Annotated in this window: 15 protein-coding genes and 1 pseudogene; 9 read left to right on the top strand and 7 right to left on the bottom strand. The window is 70.9% G+C overall.

The annotated features are described in order from the left end of the window. Positions 1–83 precede the first annotated feature (83 nt). From ACIBHX_RS05095 to ACIBHX_RS05080, 4 genes are read right to left on the bottom strand one after another with little or no spacing between them, the layout of a single operon-like run. Positions 84–1220, bottom strand: coding sequence for an acyl-CoA dehydrogenase family protein (locus tag ACIBHX_RS05095; RefSeq protein WP_397064337.1), 1137 nt, complete (start codon positions 1218–1220; stop codon positions 84–86). 4 nt (positions 1221–1224) lie between these two features. After that, entirely contained in the window at positions 1225–2136 is a 912-nt protein-coding gene (locus tag ACIBHX_RS05090) for a hydroxymethylglutaryl-CoA lyase (protein WP_397064336.1), read from the bottom strand. Continuing rightward, a complete protein-coding gene (locus ACIBHX_RS05085) occupies positions 2133–4037 on the bottom strand; it encodes an acetyl/propionyl/methylcrotonyl-CoA carboxylase subunit alpha (RefSeq protein ID WP_397064335.1) in 1905 nt (634 codons plus the stop codon). The genes ACIBHX_RS05090 and ACIBHX_RS05085 overlap by 4 nt, the downstream gene beginning before the upstream one ends. Before the next feature lie 2 nt (positions 4038–4039). Next, positions 4040–5608, bottom strand: coding sequence for a carboxyl transferase domain-containing protein (locus ACIBHX_RS05080; protein ID WP_397064333.1), 1569 nt, complete (start codon positions 5606–5608; stop codon positions 4040–4042). A 47-nt stretch (positions 5609–5655) separates the two neighbouring features. Between ACIBHX_RS05080 and ACIBHX_RS05075 the strand changes: the two genes are divergently transcribed. The 3 genes from ACIBHX_RS05075 to ACIBHX_RS05065 all read left to right on the top strand — a co-directional run bounded on the left by ACIBHX_RS05075 (position 5656) and on the right by ACIBHX_RS05065 (position 8251). Next, complete coding sequence (locus ACIBHX_RS05075; protein WP_397064331.1) at positions 5656–6234, top strand: TetR/AcrR family transcriptional regulator; 579 nt, start codon at positions 5656–5658, stop codon at positions 6232–6234. 21 nt (positions 6235–6255) lie between these two features. After that, the gene (locus tag ACIBHX_RS05070) at positions 6256–6528 is read left to right on the top strand and encodes a PadR family transcriptional regulator (protein ID WP_397065024.1); all 273 of its coding nucleotides are present in this window, start codon (positions 6256–6258) and stop codon (positions 6526–6528) included. Positions 6529–6658: 130 nt separating this feature from the next. Next, entirely contained in the window at positions 6659–8251 is a 1593-nt protein-coding gene (locus tag ACIBHX_RS05065) for a serine/threonine-protein kinase (protein WP_397064329.1), read from the top strand. A gap of 125 nt (positions 8252–8376) precedes the next feature. On the opposite strand, the gene ACIBHX_RS05060 is transcribed toward ACIBHX_RS05065, so the two are convergent. Then, the gene (locus tag ACIBHX_RS05060; RefSeq protein WP_397064327.1) at positions 8377–9735 is read right to left on the bottom strand and encodes a hypothetical protein; all 1359 of its coding nucleotides are present in this window, start codon (positions 9733–9735) and stop codon (positions 8377–8379) included. Positions 9736–9933: 198 nt separating this feature from the next. Here ACIBHX_RS05060 and ACIBHX_RS05055 point away from each other — a divergent pair, with 198 nt between their 5' ends. The 6 genes from ACIBHX_RS05055 to ACIBHX_RS05030 all read left to right on the top strand — a co-directional run bounded on the left by ACIBHX_RS05055 (position 9934) and on the right by ACIBHX_RS05030 (position 17063). After that, positions 9934–12153 carry a dehydrogenase E1 component subunit alpha/beta gene (locus ACIBHX_RS05055; RefSeq protein WP_397064325.1) on the top strand — a complete coding sequence of 740 codons (2220 nt, stop codon included), beginning with the start codon at positions 9934–9936 and terminating at the stop codon, positions 12151–12153. A gap of 156 nt (positions 12154–12309) precedes the next feature. Further along, positions 12310–13719 (top strand): MFS transporter, encoded by a 1410-nt coding sequence (locus ACIBHX_RS05050; RefSeq protein WP_397064323.1) that lies wholly within the window; start codon positions 12310–12312, stop codon positions 13717–13719. 104 nt (positions 13720–13823) lie between these two features. After that, the gene (locus ACIBHX_RS05045) at positions 13824–13997 is read left to right on the top strand and encodes a hypothetical protein (RefSeq protein WP_397064322.1); all 174 of its coding nucleotides are present in this window, start codon (positions 13824–13826) and stop codon (positions 13995–13997) included. Between the two features lie 28 nt (positions 13998–14025). Then, positions 14026–14550 carry a MauE/DoxX family redox-associated membrane protein gene (locus tag ACIBHX_RS05040; protein WP_397064320.1) on the top strand — a complete coding sequence of 175 codons (525 nt, stop codon included), beginning with the start codon at positions 14026–14028 and terminating at the stop codon, positions 14548–14550. Between the two features lie 42 nt (positions 14551–14592). Then, the gene (locus tag ACIBHX_RS05035; protein ID WP_397064318.1) at positions 14593–15120 is read left to right on the top strand and encodes a TlpA disulfide reductase family protein; all 528 of its coding nucleotides are present in this window, start codon (positions 14593–14595) and stop codon (positions 15118–15120) included. After that, entirely contained in the window at positions 15117–17063 is a 1947-nt protein-coding gene (locus ACIBHX_RS05030) for an ABC transporter ATP-binding protein (RefSeq protein ID WP_397064317.1), read from the top strand. The genes ACIBHX_RS05035 and ACIBHX_RS05030 overlap by 4 nt, the downstream gene beginning before the upstream one ends. A gap of 23 nt (positions 17064–17086) precedes the next feature. Here the strand turns inward: ACIBHX_RS05030 and ACIBHX_RS05025 are convergent. Next, positions 17087–17455: pseudogene (locus ACIBHX_RS05025) on the bottom strand (S26 family signal peptidase); the annotation flags it as partial. A 95-nt stretch (positions 17456–17550) separates the two neighbouring features. Continuing rightward, entirely contained in the window at positions 17551–18039 is a 489-nt protein-coding gene (locus ACIBHX_RS05020; RefSeq protein ID WP_397064315.1) for a DUF5946 family protein, read from the bottom strand. Positions 18040–18043 lie beyond the last annotated feature (4 nt).

The following is an 18043-nucleotide window of genomic DNA, read 5'->3' as shown; positions in this document are numbered from 1 at the left end:
GGTGGGCCGAGAGCTCTCAAGGAAACCGCCTGCTGAAACGACCAGGCCGTGCGGGGGAGAGGGAGTCTCACCCGCACGGCGGGTTAGAGGTCGCCGAGGCCGAGCTGGCGGGCGATCAGCATGCGCTGGACCTCACTGGTGCCCTCGCCGATCTCCAGGATCTTCGCGTCGCGGTAGAAGCGGCCGACGGGGAACTCGTTCATGAAGCCGTACCCGCCGAAGACCTGGGTGGCGTCACGGGCGTTGTCCATGGCGGCGTTGGAGGAGACCAGCTTGGCGATGGCCGCCTCCTTCTTGAACGGCACCCCTGCCAGCATCTTCTCGGCGGCGTGGTAGTAGGCCAGGCGGGCGGTGTGGGCCCGCGCCTCCATGTCCGCGATCTTGAACTGGATGGCCTGGTAGTGGCCGATCGGGTGGCCGAAGGCCTTCCTGTCGCGCACGTAGTGCAGGCACTCGTCGACACAGCCCTGCGCCAGGCCGACGCTGAGGGCCGCGATGGCGATGCGGCCCTCGTCGAGGGTCTGCAGGAACTGGGCGTAGCCGCGGCCGCGCTGGCCGAGCAGGTTCGCGGCGGGGACGCGGCAGTCGGAGAAGGACAGCTCGCGGGTGTCCGAGGCGTTCCAGCCGACCTTGGAGTACTTCTTCGACACGGTGAAGCCGGGCGTGTCGCTGGGCACGAGGATCGTGGAGATCTCCCGTTCGCCGGTGAGCGCGGCCACGCCGATGACGCCGGTGATGTCGGTGCCGGAGTTGGTGATGAACGCCTTGGTCCCGTTGATGACCCACTCGGCGCCGTCGAGGCGGGCGGTGGTGCGCATGCCGCCTGGCACGTCGGAGCCGCCGCCCGGCTCGGTCAGGCCGAAGGCGCCGAGCACCTGGCCGGTGGCCATCCTGGGCAGCCAGGCCTGCTTCTGCTCCTCGGTGCCGAAGCGGTAGATGGGCATGGCGCCGAGCGAGACCGCGGCCTCCAGCGTGATCGAGACGCTGGAGTCGACCCTGGCCAGCTCCTCCAGCGTCAGGCACAGCGCGAAGTAGTCGCCGCCCATGCCGCCGTACTCCTCGGGGAGCGGCAGGCCGAACAGTCCCATCGTCCCCATCTGGCGCACGATGTCGTAGGGGAACTCCTCGCGCTCGTAGTAGCCGCCGATCACCGGCGCGACCACGTCGCGGGCGAACGCCTCGACGGTCTTGCGCAGCTCCTCGTACTCGTCGTTCAGCATGGGCCTATTCCTTCTTCGTGAGTGCTTGGACGACTCGGGATGGGCTGGGTCGGCCCAGCCGCTGCGCCAGCCAGCCGCTCGTGGCGACCAGCTTGTCCAGGTCGAGTCCCGTCTGGATGCCCAGGCCGTGCAGCATCCAGACCAGGTCCTCGGTGGCGAGGTTGCCGGTGGCCGACTCCGCGTAGGGGCAGCCGCCGATCCCGCCGGTCGAGGCGTCCACGACGGTGACACCGGCGCGCAGTGCGGCGAGGGTGTTGCCGAGCGCCTGGCCGTAGGTGTCGTGGAAGTGCACGGCCAGCCGGGAGGGGTCGCCGAACGCCTCGATCAGCGCCTTGACGTGGCCGGGGGTGCCGACGCCGATGGTGTCGCCGAGCGAAAGCTCGTGGCAGCCCAGTTCGAGCAGCCGGGTGCCCACCCTGACGACCTGGTCGATCGGGGTGGGGCCCTCCCACGGGTCGCCGAAGACCATCGACACGTAGGCGCGCACCCGCACGTCGTTGTCCAGCGCCCGGGCGACCACCGGCTCGAACATCTCGAACTGGCTCTCCAGGCTGCGGTTGAGGTTCTTGGCGGCGAACGTCTCTGTGGCGCTGGCGAACACGGCGATCTCGTCGACCTCGAGCGCCAGCGCGCGGTCCAGGCCGCGCTCGTTGGGCACCAGCACCGGATAGCGGACGCCGGGCCTGCGGTGGAGCCTGGTCAGCAGGTCCTCGGCGTCGGCGAGCTGCGGCACCCACTTCGGGTGCACGAAGCTGGTCGCCTCGATCACCTTGTGCCCGGCGTCGGCCAGCCGGTCGATGAACTCGGCCTTGACCTCGACGGGCACGATCGCCGACTCGTTCTGCAGCCCGTCGCGCGGCCCCACCTCGTAGATCGTGACGTGGTGCGGCAGCCCGTCGAGCGGATAGGCCGTCATGACTCCTCCTCGTGGACCACGGCCAGCACGGCGTCCATGTCGACCGGCTGCCCGACCTTGACCGCGAGCTCGGTGACCACGCCGTCGCGCGGCGCGGTGATCGTGTGCTCCATCTTCATCGCCTCCACGATGAGCAGCGGCTGCCCCTCGGCGACCTGGTCGCCCTGCTGCGCCTTCACCACCAGCACGGTGCCGGGCATCGGCGACCTGACCACGCCGTCGGCGGCGCCCGCCGCGCCCGGCCTGTCACCCGGGTCGCCGATCAGGTGCCGGGTGAAAACCCAGCTCCTGCCGTCCCTGCCCAGCCACAGCGTCTCGCCGTCACGCGCCGCCGCATAGCGCGTGGTACGGCCGGCCAGCTCGACCGCCACGCCGTCCGGAAGCCTGAAGAGCCGGGCGGGCACGCCCTCGACCTCGGCGGAGACCTCCGGCAGGCCGCGCACCCTGATCGCGTGCACCTCGCCCCTGGACTCCAGCCGCCACGTCGTCCAGGCGGGCTCCCCCACCCGCCAGCCGTCGGTGACCTCCCACGGGTCGGCTCCCTGCGGAACCGCGTGGAACACCAGCGCCGCGGCGGCGGCCACGTCCTCGGGCAGCTCCGCCGTACCGACCAGCTCCGGCAGGACCCGCTCCACCAGGCCGGTGTCCAGCTCCCCCGCCCGGACCGCGGGGTGGGCGGCCAGCGCCCGCAGGAACGGGACGTTGGTGGTGACGCCCAGCACGACCGTCTCTCCCAGTGCCCGGTCGAGCACCCGCAGCGCGTCTTCCCGCTCCGGCGCCCAGGCGATCACCTTGGACAGCATCGGGTCGAACTCGGACCCGACCACGCCGCCCTCGGCCAGCCCGGAGTCCACCCGCACCCCGGCGGGCTCGCGCAGGGCCAGCACCCGGCCGCCGGTGGGCAGGAACCCGCGCTCGGGATCCTCGGCGTAGACGCGCGCCTCGACGGCGTGGCCGCGCAGCCGTACCTCCTCCTGCGCGAGGGGCAGCGGCTCGCCGGCGGCCGCCCGGAGCTGGAGCTCGACCAGGTCCAGGCCCGTCACCAGCTCGGTGACCGGGTGTTCGACCTGCAGGCGGGTGTTCATCTCCATGAAGTGGTAGTCGCCGGTGGTGCCGTCGACGATGAACTCGACCGTGCCGGCGCCCACGTAGCCCACGGATCGGGCCGCGTCCACGGCGGCCGCGCCCATGCGGGCGCGCATCTCCGCGGAGACGAAGGGCGACGGGGCCTCTTCGATGATCTTCTGGTGGCGGCGCTGGAGGCTGCACTCGCGCTCGCCCAGGTGGATCACGTTGCCGTGGGTGTCGGCCATGACCTGGATCTCGATGTGGCGCGGGCTGTCGATATAGCGCTCGATCAGCAGCGTGCCGTCGCCGAAGGCGTTCACGGCGGTGCGGCGGGCCGACTCGAGCGCGGCGGGCAGCTCCGCGGCCGACCGGACGACGACCATGCCCTTGCCGCCGCCGCCCGCCGACGGCTTGATCAGTGCCGGGAACTCCGACCACGTCTCCAGGGATTCGGCGCTGCCGGGCACGACGGGGACGCCGGCGGCGGCCACGGTGGCCTTGGCGCGGATCTTGTCGCCCATCGCGTCGATGGCCCGGGGCGGCGGGCCGATGAAGACCAGGCCGGCCTCGGCGCACCTGCGGGCGAACTCGGCGTTCTCGGCCAGGAAGCCGTAGCCGGGATGGACGGCCTGCGCGCCGCAGGCCACGGCCGCCGCCACGATCGCCTCCATATCCAGATATTTCGGGATCTGGAGGGCTTGGTCGGCGTGCCGTACGTGGAGATCGTCGGAAGCGGTGTGGACCGCGACCGAGGCGATGCCCAGCCTGCGAAGCGTGGCGATGATCCGGACGGCGATCTCGCCCCGGTTGGCGATGAGGACTGTGGAGAACATGGTCACATCCGGAAGACGCCGTAGCCGGCGGGTTCGAGTGGCGCGTTTGCCGCGGCCGACAGGGCCAGGCCGAGCACGGTGCGGGTGTCGAGCGGGTCGATGACGCCGTCGTCCCACAGCCTGGCGGTGGAGTAGTACGGATTGCCCTGGTGCTCGTACTGGGCACGGATCGCGTCGGCGTCCGCGTTGCCGACCGTGGTCAGGACGTTGGCCGCCTGCTCGCCGCCCATGACGGAGATGCGGGCGTTCGGCCACATCCACAGGAACCTGGGCGAGTACGCCCGCCCGGACATGGCGTAGTTGCCCGCGCCGAAGGACCCGCCGATCACGACGGTGAACTTGGGCACCCGGGCGCAGGAGACCGCGGTGACCATCTTGGCGCCGTGCTTGGCGATGCCGCCCGCCTCGTAGGCCTTGCCGACCATGAAGCCGCTGATGTTCTGCAGGAAGACCAGGGGAATTTTGCGCTGGTCGCACAGCTCGATGAAGTGCGCGCCCTTGAGCGCCGACTCGCTGAACAGGATCCCGTTGTTGGCGATGATCCCCACCGGGTGCCCGTGGATGTGCGCGAACCCGGTCACCAGCGTCGAGCCGTACTCGGCCTTGAACTCCAGCAGCCGCGACCCGTCCACGATCCTGGCGATCACCTCGCGCACGTCGTACGGCTGGCGCGTGTCGGCGGGAACGATCCCGTACAGGTCGTGCGGGTCGAGCCGGGGCTCCTCGGGTGCGATCCGCTCCCACGGCGGCGACGCCTTCGGCGCCAGGGTGGAGACGATGTCGCGGACGATGGCCAGCGCGTGCGCGTCGTCCTCGGCCAGGTGGTCGGTGACGCCGCTGATCCGGGAGTGCAGGTCGCCGCCGCCCAGCTCCTCCGCCGTGACCTCCTCGCCGGTGGCCGCCTTCACCAGCGGCGGGCCGCCCAGGAAGATCGTGCCCTGGTCGCGCACGATGACCGCCTCGTCGCTCATCGCGGGCACGTACGCGCCGCCCGCCGTACAGGAGCCGAGGACGGCGGCGATCTGCGGGATGCCGCGCGCGGACATCGTGGCCTGGTTGTAGAAGATGCGGCCGAAGTGCTCGCGGTCGGGGAAGACCTCGTCCTGCTTGGGGAGGAACGCTCCACCGGAGTCGACCAGGTAGACGCAGGGCAGGCGGTTGTGCAGCGCCACCTCCTGCGCGCGCAGGTGCTTCTTGACGGTGATCGGGTAGTACGTGCCGCCCTTGACCGTGGCGTCGTTGGCCACGACGACGCACTCGCGGCCGCTGACCCGGCCGACGCCGGTGATGATCCCGGCGGCCGGCGCCTGGTCGTCGTAGAGGCCGTTGGCCGCCAGCGGCGACAGCTCGAGGAAGCGCGAGCCGGGGTCGAGCAGGCCGTCGACGCGGTCGCGCGGCAGCAGCTTGCCGCGCGCCTCGTGGCGCTGCCGCGAACGCTCGGGACCGCCGAGCGCGGCCACGGCCAGACGCTCGCGCAGGTCGGCGGCCAGCCGCTCGTTGAGCTCGGCGTTGGCCTTGAACGCCTCGCTCCCCGAAGCGGCGGCGGACTTCATGACCGGCCAATCGCTCATGCTCGGCATGTTAGTCATCATTAACTCATTCGTCTAGAATGTGAGACGTGGCCACTCCTACCCGCAACCGCCGCACCGAGATCCTCGAGGCGGCCGCCAGGCTGTTCGCCGCCCGCGGCTTCCACGGAGTCACCATCGAGGACATCGGCGGCGCCGTCGGGGTGTCGGGTCCCGCGCTGTACCGGCACTTCAGCGGCAAGGACGCGCTGCTCGCCGAGATGCTGCTCGACATCAGCTCCCGGCTGCGCGGCTCGGCCGCGGCGGTGGTGACGACGGCGGCCACGCCCGCCGAGATGCTCGACGCGCTGCTGAACGTGCAGATCACCTTCGCACTCGAGCAGCCGGCGCTGATCACCGTGCACGACAGGGAGCTGGGCAACGTGCCCGACCAGGAGCGGCGGCAGATCAGGCGGCTGCAGCGGCTCTACGTCGAGGAGTGGGTGACCGTGCTGGCCGAGCTGCACCCGGGCACGCCCGCCGCCCGCCTGCGCGCGGCCACGCACGCCGTGTTCGGCCTGCTCAACTCCACCCCGCACAGCGCCGGCGAGCTGCCTTCCCAGGCGATGCGGCCACTGCTGCGCGCGATGGCGCGCGCAGCGCTCCACGCGTCAGTTAACGGTCACTAACATCCCTGTTCCCCTCAGAACATAGGCCTTGCTGGGCGGCGCGGCGACGTACGGCTGGCCCTGCTGAGGCTGCTGGGCGAGGGGCCGAGGAACGGCTACCAGATGATCCAGGACATCGAGGCGCGCAGCCGCGGCATCTGGCGGCCCAGCCCCGGCTCGATCTACCCGGCGTTGCAGCAGCTTGAGGACGAGGGCCTCCATGCTGCTGCAGCCGGTGCTGTGGCTGTGTCATGGGCACCGGGCTGGGGCGCTCCTGGACCGTATCGCACCGGCTCGGGCCGGGCCTTCGGTTGATCTGGCGGAGCGTCAGGCAGGGTTCTACGCTCGTGGGGCGAATGCGGCGGGCGGTTGAGCCGTGAGGTATCCCCGGGTGGGGAGACGAGGGGAGTGCTTCGTGTCGAGGGCGGCGTTTCGGTTTCCTCCATTGCAGTCGAACGATCCGGACAGTCTCGGGGGCTTTCGGCTGGTGGCGCGGCTGGGCGAGGGCGGTATGGGCCAGGTGTTTCTCGCTCTCTCCCCCGGCGGGCAGCCTGCGGCCGTGAAGGTGATCCGTCACGAGTTCGCCAGGGACGCGGAGTTCGGGCAGCGGTTCGCGCGCGAGGTGGGTGCCGCACAGAAGGTGCGTGGGGCCCACCTCGCGCCGTTGCTGGACGCCGACCCCCAAGCCGAGCGGCCATGGCTGGCCACGACCTACGTGGCCGGGCCGACCCTGCGGGACCTGGTGGTCGATCACGGGCCGCTGCCGACCGAGCAGGTGATGCTGCTGGCCTGGGGCATCGCCCACGCCCTCGCCGACATCCACGCCGCGAAGGTAGTGCATCGGGATCTCAAGCCCGGAAACATCATGCTGGACGAGAGCGGTCCGAAGGTCATCGACTTCGGCATCGTCAAATCCCTGACGCAGTCGGCGACTTACAGCAGCCACTCCACCCGGATCGGCACCCCGCTGTACATGTCGCCCGAGCAGGCCGGAGGCCGCGCCGTCGGTGCGGCCTCCGACGTCTTCGCTCTCGGTTCCACCCTGTACTTCCTCACCACCGGTCGTGAGGCGTTTGCCGCGGAGAACGAGTGGGCCGTTTCCCACCGCGTCGTCGCGGACGACCCGGACGTGTCGGCCCTCGCCCCACCCCTACGCCAACTGATCGCCGCCTGCCTGCACAAGGACCCCGACCAGCGCCCGGCACCGGTATATGTGCGGAAGTGGTGTGAGGAGGAGCTGGGTGTCGTGCTCGGTCCGGGCGCCTGGATGAGGATCACCGGTGCCCGCGCGGCGATCCAGGCGCGCACCAGCGCATTGCGCGCCCTCACCGTCACCGGCTCGGAAGCGGTCGGCTCCGTCTCCCGCGATCAGCCCGATTCCCCGCGTGTCAGCGGGGGCGGCGGGACGCTGGGGGCAAGGCCCGCCGCCTCGTCGGCCCCCGCTGTGGTGACGCATGCTCAGAAACCTGCGCAGCTGGCGCAACCGACCGCGCCCGTGTCGACGGGCGGCGTGATCGCCACCCATGTGACAGAGATCCTTCTGGCAGCGGGAGCGCTCGTCTGGGCGAGCTTCCTGCCGATCTTGTCGGAGTCCTGGAAGGAGACGTCCTCCGGCGCTCAGGTGGCGCGTGTGATCGAGTCCTTCAACCTGCGCCACCCGTGGGAATCGGTTTCCAGCGGCATCCCCGGAGTGGCAGCAGACTGGCAGCTGATACCGATTGAGGTCATCGGCACAGCGGCCGGGCTCGTCTTGGCACTCCTGTTCCTGCTGAGGTTTGCCAGGGAGCCCGACCTTCGGAAGCGGGGCTCGGCGGCCGGCATTGCCTGTTCGGCGTGGATCGTCCTCGTTGCGTTCTTCAATCTGTTCCTGCTCTCGATGACACTCGGCCTGGAGCTTTCGGACGACAACCCGGCATACACGGTTCGAAGTGTGTACATGCCTGGAGGATGGTTGCTACTTCTGGCAAACGGCCTGATAGCCGACGCGCTCCGGCGCACGCAGCGATACCTCGTGCGGCGGGCAGCGGGCAGCGCCTGACGCTCGGCACGTTACCCGCTCATCCACCTGGCCCTCCTCGGCGTCGGCATCGCCGAGTTCCGCCGTGCCGAGTAAGCGCGAAGGCCCGGGACTCGCGTCCCGGGCCTTGCGTCGTTCAGCGGATGTCAGCGCTTGACGCTGACGTAGTCCGTGCGGCTGGTGTCGCCGTAGAAGTCGGCGTCACCCCTGAACACCATCTTCCAGGTGCCGGACTTCCACGCCTTGACCTTGGTGTAGAGCTTGCCGCTGTCCGTCGACCACACCGTCTTGACGTACTGCCAGTGCGTCGAGCCCTTGGGCTTGAAGTACAGCCGCACCTTGGCGCCGTACCCCTCCCAGGTGCCCGCGTCGTCGATCTGCAGCTTGCCCTTGAAGCGCAGGTAGTGCCCGCGCTTGACAGGCTCGGGGTAGGCGTTGAACTTGATCAACCGGCTGTCCGACTTGGCCGCCGGAGGCGGGGTCGGCTGGTTGACCGTGACCCAGTCGGCGTCGCTCACCGAGCCGTTGACGCCGTGGTCGCCGCGGAAGACGGCACGCCACCAGCCGGACTCCACCGCCGTCGCGGTGGCCAGGAACCGGCCGTTGCGACCGGTCACGTCGCTGGTCACGTACTCCCACCGGTCCGAGCCGCCGGCCTTGAAGAAGATCGAGACCCGCTCGCCCGGCAGCGGGTCCCAGCCCGACGCCTGTAGGACCCCGGTGAAGGTGAGCCTGTCGCCCTTGTTCACCGGCTCCGGGTAGGCGTCGAAGCCGACGATCCGGCTGTCGCGGTTGCGGAACCTGACGTCGACGCGGTCGGTGTCGCTGACCGAGGACCGGGCGAACTTGTTGCCCGCGAACTCGGCCCGCCACCACCCGGTGGCGTCGGCCCGCACCTTGGTGGCGAACCAGCCACTGTCACGCGTCGTGGCCGTGGTGACGTGGCGGAACGCGTCCGTCCCCTTCTCGCGGAAGGTGATGGTCACGCTCTGCCCGCCGTACCCCTGGCCGTTGGCGAGCAGCCGGCCGGAGACCCGGATGAGGTCGCCCTTGCTGACCAGGTCGGGGGTCGCGTCGAAGTCGACGATCTTCGTGTCGAGGGCCTTGCGGACCTCGAACGTGCCGCGGGTCGAGCTCTCGTCCTTGTCGCCGTGGGCGATGGCCAGGAAGCTCCACTTCCCGGCGTCCTTGGCGTCGAAGGACTTGGTGCCCGTCCACTTCGTCTCGCTGCCGTGCGGCGACGGCGTCAGCGCGACGGGGGTGCCGACGCTGACATCACCGGGGGCCTTGAGCTGCAGCTCGGCCTTGCCGGCGTCCTTGGTGGTGAACGAGAAGGTCGCCGTCACGGGATTGTCGAAGACGACGATCGGGGGACCTGGACTGATGTCCACGTCGGAGATGACGGGGGCTTTCGCCCCCGCCGCTGCCGAGGCCGCGGGTGCCAGGGCTAGCGCCCCGGCGCCCACTGCGAGCGCGACGGCAGCAACACGGATGCGTTGCAACATTCGGGTTCCTTTCTGGACCCCAACTGGTTGAAACGCGGCATTGAGGGTGCCACGCATATCTCTCAAGTAGACGTTCGGACCGCCTAAAAGGTTGGTAATTCTGACAATCTGTTATTAATCCGGGTCAATCGGACCGGTCCATAACATGTCACCTCCGACGGGGAGACGCGGGCGGTACCTGGGAGACATAATCGGCCTGTGGCGCGCGACACTGTTGAGACTCATTTCACCCAGGCGGTTGCGACACTGAAGGCGGGCGTGCCGCGAGATCCCGCCCGGCCCGTCCGTGACGGGACCGCGCTGACGGGCGAGCAGTGCCTGCGCCTGTTCCACCGTCAGCTCGACAGCAGGCTCCTGGACATCGCGGCCCGATGGCTGCGTGAGCAGGACGAGGGCTTCTACACGATCGGCTCGGCCGGCCACGAGGGCAACGCCGCCGTGGCCGCGGCGCTGCGGCCGCAGGACCCCGCCCTGCTGCACTACCGGTCCGGCGCCTTCTACCTGACGCGTTCCGAGCAGGCGGGGCGGCTGCCCGAGCAGGGCCTCCGCGACGTGCTGATGGGGCTGACCGCGTCATCGGAGGAGCCGATCGCCGGCGGCAGGCACAAGGTTTTCGGACATCCCGATCTGGCGATCATCCCGCAGACCTCGACCATCGCCAGCCATCTGCCGCGCGCCGTGGGCGTCGCGTTCGCCATCGAGCGCGCCCGCGCGCTGGACATGCCCTCGCCCTGGCCGCACGACGCGATCACGGTGTGCAGCTTCGGCGACGCCTCGGTCAACCACGCCACCGCCCTGTCGGGGTTCAACACCGCCGCCTACGCCACCTACCAGGGGCAGTCGCTGCCGATCCTGTTCGTGTGCGAGGACAACGGCATCGGCATCAGCGTCCGCACGCCCAGGGGATGGGTGGAGGCCGCGGCGCGGCGGCCCGGCATCGAGTACTTCGCGGCCGACGGCTGCGACCTGGCCGACGCCTACGACACGGCCCGCAGGGCGGCCGAGTACGTGCGCACCCACCGCTCCCCCGCGTTCCTGCACCTGAGCACGGTCCGGCTGATGGGCCACGCGGGCTCGGACGTGGAGAGCGCGTACCGCACGCAGCGGGAGATCAGGGCCGACCTCGAGCTCGACCCGCTGGTCAGGACCGCGCGCCTGCTCGTCGAGGCCGGGCTGCTGACGGCCGAGCAACTGCTCAAGGAGTACGAGTCCGCCCGCGAGCACATCCTGCGCATAGCGCTCGAGACCACGCGCAGCCCGCGCCTGGAGTCGGCCGAGCAGGTCATGGCGACGATCGCGCCGCGCCGCGCCGACATGATCGCCAAGATCAGCCCGGTCGCGGCCGAGACCTCGGCCAGGGAGAAGGCCTTCAACGGCACGCTGCCCGAGGCGGAGAAGCCGCTCACGCTGTCGCAGGCCATCAACCGCACGCTCGCCGACGCGCTCGCCGTCTACCCGGAGATGATGGTCTTCGGCGAGGACGTGGCCAAGAAGGGCGGCGTCTACGGCGTCACCCGCGGCCTGCAGAAGCGCTTCGGCCCTGGGCGGGTCTTCGACACGCTGCTCGACGAGCAGGCCGTGCTCGGGCTCGCGCTCGGCGCCGGGGTGTCGCAGATGCTGCCCGTGCCCGAGATCCAGTACCTGGCCTACCTGCACAACGCGCTCGACCAGATCCGCGGCGAGGCGGCCACGCTGTCGTTCTTCTCCCAGCACGCCTACCGTAACCCGCTGGTCGTGCGGGTCGCCGGATACGCCTACCAGAAGGGCTTCGGCGGGCACTTCCACAACGACAACGCCATCGGCGCGCTGCGCGACATCCCCGGCCTCGTCATCGCCTCGCCCTCGCGTCCCGACGACGCCGCCGCCATGCTGCGCACGTGCCTGGCCGCCGCGCGCACGGAGGGCTCGGTCTGCGTCTTCCTCGAGCCGATCGCCCTGTACCACACGCGCGACCTGTTCGACGAGGGCGACGGCGGCTGGCTCTCGCCGTACGCGGCGCCGTCGCGCTGGGCCGAGACGCACGTCCCGATCGGGCGGGCGCGCTCCTACGGCGACGGGCGCGACCTGACGATCGTCACCTACGGCAACGGGCTGCGGATGTCGCTGCGCGCGGCGGTCCGGCTCACGCAGGAGGGGTTCAGCTGCCGGGTCCTGGACCTGCGGTGGCTGGCGCCGCTGCCGCTCGAGGACCTGCTGCGGGCGGCCGAGCTCACGGGCAAGGTCCTCATCGCCGACGAGACGCGCCACACCGGGAGCGTTTCCGAGGGGCTCATCGCCGCGCTCGTGGACGCGGGCTTCACGGGGCAGGTGGCCCGGGTGACGTCTTCTGACAGCTTCATCCCGCTCGGCGACGCCGCCAACCACGTGCTGCTCTCCGAGGAGGAGATCGAGGAGGCGGCCCGCAAACTCCTCGTCTGACGCACTCTCCTTCATGCACAGCAGGTTCGTGTACGGCACGCCACCCCACGCACCGCGGCCGAGCTGGCCGCGTGGGTGACGGGCCGCGCCCCCGCCCCGCAAGGTTCGAGCATGCTTTGGTCTGCGTCGAAATGACTCGCGCCTAGCGTGCCGAGTATGGAGCCTGATACTCAGACCTCGGCCGCCCGCGTAGCTTCCTCAAGGCGGCGGGTCGTGCTGGCGGCGACGAGCATGGGGCTGGCGGTCGTCCAGCTCGACGTGAGCGTGGTGAACGTCGCGATCAAGCCCATCGGCGCGTCACTCGGCGGGGGCGTCGCGGCGCTGCAGTGGGTGGTGGACGCCTACACGCTCGCCTTCGCCGCCCTCATCCTCACGGCCGGCTCCCTGGGCGACCGCTTCGGCGCCAGGCGCGTCTTCGTCGCGGGCTTCGCCGTCTTCACGCTCGCCTCGGCGGCCTGCGCGCTGGCCCCGGACGTCACCGCGCTGATCGCCGCCCGGGCGCTGCAGGGGGTCGGCGCCGCCGCGCTGGCCTCGTGCTCGCTCAGCCTCCTCACCCACGCCTACCGCGAGCCCGCGGCCCGCGTCCGCGCGGTCGCCCTCTGGGCCGCGGGCGCCAGCACGGCACTTGCCGCGGGCCCGGTCGCCGGGGGCGCGCTGATCGCCACGCTGGGCTGGCCGTCGATCTTCTTCATCAACCTGCCCATCGGCGTGGCGGGCATCTCCCTGACCCTCCGGTACGCCACGGATCCGCCTCGCCGAGACGGGCGTGCCGCGGTGGATCCGTGGGGGCAGGTCACCGCGGGTGTGGCGTTGACGGCGCTGGCGGGGGCCGCGATCGAGGCGGGGGCGCGCGGCCTGACCGATCCCCTCGTGCTCGGCGGCTTCGCCGTCGCCCTCGTGTCGGGAGCGCTGTTCGTGATCGCCGAGCGCAGGACCCCGCACCCGATGCTGCCGCTGCGCCTGTTCGCCGTGTCGAGGTTCGCGCTGCCGGTGGCCATCGGCCTGCTCGTCAACGTCGCCTTCTACGGCCTGATCTTCGTCTTCAGCCTGTTCTTCCAGCAGGAGCAGCGCCTGTCACCGCTCGAGACGGGGCTGATGTTCACGCCGATGCTGGGCGCGATCGTGGCCGCCAACATCACGGCCGCCCGCCTGGCCAGACGCGTCGCCCCTCGTGCGCTGATCGTCACCGGCGCGCTCCTCCTGGCCGCCGCCTGCCTGGGGATGCTTCCCATCACGGCCTCCACCGGGCCCGCCGTACTCGCCGCGGCGTTCGCCCTGGAAGGCTTCGGCCTGGGCCTGGTCGTCCCCGTCATGACGGCGACTCTGATGAGCAGCGTGGACCACACCCGCTCCGGCGTGGCCGCCGGCACCCTCAACGCCTCTCGCCAGACTGGTAGCCTCCTCGGCGTGGCCGCCTTCGGCTCACTGGCGGCCGAGACCGCCCTCGTGGACGGCCTTCGCGCCGCGCTGCTGATCTCCGCCGTCCTCGCGATCGGCGCCGCCGCCCTGGGGCTCGTGCTGGGTGGGGTGCGCGATCATGAACGCTCACCCTTGTCAAGATCATGACTCGCCGAACGTCGTTCCGCCGTGTCGGCCAATCTCTCCATTAACAAGGTGATCTTCGCTGAGTGAGTGTGGGCCCGTAAAGATCCCCCCGCAAGGAGGCCGCCATGATCCGCGCACTCAACAAGCTGGGCGACCGCATCCTCGACAAACTCCTGCCCTCGGCCGACGCCTCGGCCGCGTGCTGGACCGACTGGTGCTGCAACGGCAAGTTCTGCCGGACCTGCTGCTACCACGACTCCACCGGGACGGTCAGCTGCGGCAGCTTCGACTACTGCTGACGCGTCGTTCCGACCTTCAGTGACAGTCATGCAGTACGTCGCGCTGGCCTGCCGGGTGGCGATAGGCATCGTCTTCCTGGTGGCCGTGCTCGGAAAGCTGCGCGGTAGGTCCGCGTTCGCGGGATTCCGCGCATCCGTGCGAGGCCTGGTCCCGGTGGGGCCGCGGGCCTCCACGGCGCTGAGCGGCGCGATCGTCCTCGCGGAAGGATGCGTCGCCGTACTGCTGGCGATCCCTGGGACGGTGCGGGCCGGCATGCTGCTGGCCGGCACCGTTCTGGTGGGTTTCTGTGCCGGCATCGTCAGGGCGATGCGTTCGGGCACCACGACGCCGTGCCGGTGCTTCGGCGTCACCGGGACGCCGCTCGGCGGGCGCCACCTCATCCGCAACGCCGGGCTCCTCGCGCTCGTCGCCGCCGGGCTCGCGCCGGGGCACCTCTCTCCACAGCCCGCGGGCGTCGCGCTGAGCGTGCTGGCCGGAGCCGTCCTCGCCGTCCTCGTGATCTTCTTCGACGACCTGGCCGATCTGTTCGCCGTCCAGCCGCGCCGCCCTTGAGGAGCGCATGCCGTACCTCGTCACCACCCCTAAGGAGCTCGCATGCCGTTTCTCGTCGCCGCCGTCATCGTCATCGGACTGCTGTGCCTGGTGGACCTGGTGCTGACCCTGGCGGTCGTGCGCCGCCTGCGCGCGCACACGTTACGGCTGGCGGAGCTGGGCCCGGCGCGTGCCCCGCTGGTGCAGCCGGGAACGACGCTCGGCGACTTCAGCGCGACCGCCCTCGACGGCGGGACCGTCTCGCGCGCGTTCTTCTCGGGGCCCACCGTGGTGGGGGTGTTCTCCACCGAGTGCGCGTCCTGCCACGAGCGGCTGCCGGAGTTCACGTCCTACCTGGCCGACACCCGTCCCGAACGCGTGCTGGCGGTGGTCACCGGCGACGCCGACGAGGCCCGGCGGTTCACCGGCGAGCTGACCTCGGCCACCGTCGTGGTCGAGCCGATGGGCGGCCCGGTGAGCAGGGCGTTGCAGGTTTCCCAGTTCCCCAGCTTCTACCTGGTCGACGGTGACGCGGTGGTCGTGGCGGCGGACACCGCCCCGGGCAGGCTCCCGGCGGTCACGCGCCGATGACCTCCCCCGCCGGGCCACGGCGGTTGCGTGCCGCCGCGGCGCTGGCCTGGCGGGCGCACCCGGCCGCCGTCCTGGGATCCGGGATCACGGTGCTGCTCATGGGCCTGGTCCCGGTGGTCGCCGCGTGGCTGACCAAGCTCGTCCTCGACGGCCTGGCCGCCGGGGCGGGCCCCGCCGAGCTACTGCCGCAGGGTGTGGCCCTGGGCGTGACCGGCCTGGCGGGCGCGGGCCTGCCCGCGGTCGCGGACTACGCCCAGGAGCAACTGCGCCGCGCCCTCCAGGTGCTGATCCAGGATCGGCTGTTCACCGCCGTCAACGCCCACCCCGGGTTGAGCCGGTTCGAGAACCCGGCCTTCCACGACCAGGTACGGCTGGCGCAGGAGGCCGGCCAGAACGCGCCGCAGCGGATCGTCCGCTCCGCCCTGGGGATCGCCCAGGGAGCCGTCACCCTGGCCGGCTTCGCCGCGACGCTGGCCGTACTGGCTCCGGGGATGATCCTCGTCGTGGCGCTCTCCGCGATCCCCTCGGTCCGCGCCCAGCTCGGCCTCAGCCGGCGCCGCGCCGGGATGATGTGGGGAGTCAGCTCCAGGACCCGGCGGCAGATCTTCTTCGCCAACCTGCTCACCAGCCCCGATGCGGCCAAGGAGATCCGGCTGTTCGGCCTCGGCGACTTCCTGCGCGCCAGGATGCTGGGCGAGCTGCGCGCGGTCAACGACGCCGAGCAGGTGCTCGCCCGCAGGACGCTGCGCACCCAGGGGTCGCTGTCGCTGGTCGGAGCGGCCGTCGCCGCGCTCGGCTTGCTCTGGGCGATCGTCAGCGCCGCGTCGGGCACGCTCAGCGTCGGCGGCGTGGCCGTGTTCGTCGCGGCCGTCGCCGGGGTGCAGTCCGCGCTCACGGCGACCGTCGGCCAGTCGGCCGACGCGCACAACGCGCTGCTGATGTTCGGCCACTACCTCGACGTCGTGGCCGAGGCGCCCGACCTGCCCGTCCCGCGGCGGCCGCACCCCGTCCCCGCGCTGCGCGAGGGCATCGAGCTGTGCGACGTGTGGTTCCGCTACGACGACGCACATCCGTGGGTGCTGCGCGGGGTCGACCTCTTCATCCCCCGCGGAAGCTCCCTGGCTCTGGTCGGGCTGAACGGCGTGGGCAAGAGCACCCTGGTCAAGCTGATCTGCAGGTTGTACGACCCGGTACGCGGATCCATCCGCTGGGACGGCGTCGACCTGCGGGACATGGATCCCGCTGAGCTGCGCGGCCGCATCGGCGCGGTGTTCCAGGACTACATGTCCTACGACCTGACCGCGGCCGAGAACATCGGACTCGGCGACGTCGCGGCGCTCGGTGACCTGGAGCGGGTCGAGGCCGCCGCCAGGCTGGCCGGTGTGCACGAGATCGTCGCCGGGCTGCCGCGGGGCTACGACACGCTGCTGAGCCGCATCTTCTTCGGCGACAGGGACGACCCGCAGGCGGGGATGGCGTTGTCCGGCGGGCAGTGGCAGCGCATCGCGCTGGCCCGCGCCCTGATGCGGGAAGGACGCGACCTGCTCGTGCTCGACGAGCCGAGCTCCGGGCTGGACGCGCAGGCCGAGCACGCCATCCACCAGAGCCTGCGCCGCCACCGGGCAGGCCGGACCAGCCTGCTGATCTCGCACCGGCTTGGCGCGGTCCGGGAGGCGGACGTGATCGTCGTGCTCGCCGAGGGGCGGATCATCGAACGCGGCTCGCACGCGGAGCTGATGTCCCTGACCGGAGAGTACGCGAGCCTGTTCACCCTGCAGGCCCAGGGCTACGAACCGACCGCTTCCCCGAACCCACCGGGCATGCCAGATTCGCCGAGCTTCCCGGATCCGCCGAGTGTCACGGATTCGCCGGGCTTCCCGGATTCACGGGAGGGGGCGAGTGCGCGGACGACGACGCCCAGCACGCGGTCGAAGGGCACGTAACCCCACGCCCGCGAGTCCTCGCTGACCGGCCCGTCACCGAGCACGACGAGCCGGTCCGCCGGGACCGTGTCGCCCGGCGACGCCTCCACCCGCTCCGCGACCTGGGCGGGCACCGGGTCACCCGGCACGGCCACCGCGCGCTTGATGAACCACCTGGCCGCTCCCGGCTCAGGCAGCGGCCCGGTACGCCACACTCCCCCAGGCAGCGCGGTCTGCAACACCACCACCTGTCCACGCTTGACGCCCGCTCCCCTGGTCCTGCGGACGAGCACCCGATCCCCCGTGCGGTACGTCGGCAGCATGCTCGCCCCGCTGATCCGGACGACGACGAACCGCCGCCGCGCGACGACCAACCCGACGGCAAACGCCGCGATCGGGGCCAGCAGGACCATGACACGCCGCACGACACCCTCCAAAGTCGATCATCGCCACCCTAGCGACCGATCCCCTCCTCGACCACAGACCTGGTCGTGCTCGGCGTCGTGCATCAGCTCTGGACGGATCTCCAGGACTCCACTGTCGCTTCGGCGATGCTTTCGATGCGGCGGCCGTATTCCAGATGCCCATCAGACACGAAGCTGCCATCCCTGAACGGCAACCCGCAGAACGTGGCGCTGAAGTGCCCGGGAGATCCGCCCGCCGGAAGCGGCGCGTACGCCTCCAACGGCGCCATGTCGTAGCCCGACTGCGCACTGTGCTTGTTCCGCGCCACCTGATGAGCTGCCACGCGAAGCATCGCGTCAAGCCCCTTGTCCACGTAGAGCTGCAGCTGGCGGAACTGGCCGTCAAGGTACGTCTCACGCGCTCTGGAAGGATGCTGCAGGAGATACGCGCAGACCACAGGCGCGTGCCACCGGTACATCTCAGGGTCTCGCTGCTCTTCGGCCAGGATCTCGTGGTAGTAGTCCACGCACAGGCCCAGTGGGCCGGCAAGCGCACCACAGTCGCACTGACTCAGTACGGGGCTGTCTGTCATGGCC

Origin of the sequence: Nonomuraea sp. NPDC050536, assembly GCF_044457685.1 — a bacterium.
Taxonomy (GTDB): Bacteria; Actinomycetota; Actinomycetes; order Streptosporangiales; family Streptosporangiaceae; genus Nonomuraea.
This window is presented reverse-complemented; position numbering and strand designations above follow the sequence as displayed.

What these genes read in the sequence shown, in the direction of transcription:
- ACIBHX_RS05095 (WP_397064337.1), bottom strand. Translation starts at nt 1,220, where the DNA reads ATGCTGAACGACGAGTACGAGGAGCTGCGCAAGACCGTCGAGGCGTTC.
- ACIBHX_RS05090 (WP_397064336.1), bottom strand. Translation starts at nt 2,136, where the DNA reads ATGACGGCCTATCCGCTCGACGGGCTGCCGCACCACGTCACGATCTAC.
- ACIBHX_RS05085 (WP_397064335.1), bottom strand. Translation starts at nt 4,037, where the DNA reads ATGTTCTCCACAGTCCTCATCGCCAACCGGGGCGAGATCGCCGTCCGG.
- ACIBHX_RS05080 (WP_397064333.1), bottom strand. Translation starts at nt 5,608, where the DNA reads ATGAGCGATTGGCCGGTCATGAAGTCCGCCGCCGCTTCGGGGAGCGAG.
- ACIBHX_RS05060 (WP_397064327.1), bottom strand. Translation starts at nt 9,735, where the DNA reads ATGTTGCAACGCATCCGTGTTGCTGCCGTCGCGCTCGCAGTGGGCGCC.
- ACIBHX_RS05050 (WP_397064323.1), top strand. Translation starts at nt 12,310, where the DNA reads ATGGAGCCTGATACTCAGACCTCGGCCGCCCGCGTAGCTTCCTCAAGG.
- ACIBHX_RS05045 (WP_397064322.1), top strand. Translation starts at nt 13,824, where the DNA reads ATGATCCGCGCACTCAACAAGCTGGGCGACCGCATCCTCGACAAACTC.
- ACIBHX_RS05040 (WP_397064320.1), top strand. Translation starts at nt 14,026, where the DNA reads ATGCAGTACGTCGCGCTGGCCTGCCGGGTGGCGATAGGCATCGTCTTC.
- ACIBHX_RS05035 (WP_397064318.1), top strand. Translation starts at nt 14,593, where the DNA reads ATGCCGTTTCTCGTCGCCGCCGTCATCGTCATCGGACTGCTGTGCCTG.
- ACIBHX_RS05030 (WP_397064317.1), top strand. Translation starts at nt 15,117, where the DNA reads ATGACCTCCCCCGCCGGGCCACGGCGGTTGCGTGCCGCCGCGGCGCTG.
- ACIBHX_RS05020 (WP_397064315.1), bottom strand. Translation starts at nt 18,039, where the DNA reads ATGACAGACAGCCCCGTACTGAGTCAGTGCGACTGTGGTGCGCTTGCC.